The sequence below is a fragment of the Paenibacillus sp. AR247 genome (assembly GCF_002968895.1).
GTDB classification, from domain to species: domain Bacteria; phylum Bacillota; class Bacilli; order Paenibacillales; family Paenibacillaceae; genus Paenibacillus_AQ; species Paenibacillus_AQ favisporus.
The window spans coordinates 1-333 of sequence record NZ_PCZT01000109.1 but is presented as its reverse complement, the minus strand read 5'-3'; the positions used below and the strand labels follow the sequence as shown (position 1 = coordinate 333).

The window sequence follows — 333 nt, the reverse complement described above, 5'->3', positions numbered from 1 at the left end:
ATGATCAATCGGCCTCAGCTCGCGCTCAAATTTCTTAAAGCACTCAGTGACCGGTTAAAAGAGCGGGAGGATCAATTGGAACAGCTTGCGCTTCATGGTCTTAGAAAACGCGTCCTTCATCTCCTTTCCACATTGAGCGCCAAATTCGGCGTCATTCAAGATGGATATGCCCAGATTGATCTACCTCTTTCACATCAAGAGATTGCCAATATGCTTGGTGCTAGCCGCGAAGCGGTCAGTGGCGTGATGAGTGAGCTTGCTAAGGATGGCGTCGTTAAGACATCTCGCCTGTCTGTTCAACTTGCTGTCACTATGCTTGAAGAAAATAATCCT

Annotated in this window: 1 protein-coding gene; it reads left to right on the top strand. The window is 47.4% G+C overall.

Going from position 1 to position 333, the window contains the following annotated elements; translation table 11 throughout:
• Nucleotides 1-75: 75 nt before the first annotated feature.
• Nucleotides 76-333 (top strand): Crp/Fnr family transcriptional regulator (locus tag CPT76_RS36330; protein ID WP_181153275.1); only part of this gene is annotated, 258 nt, incomplete at its 3' end.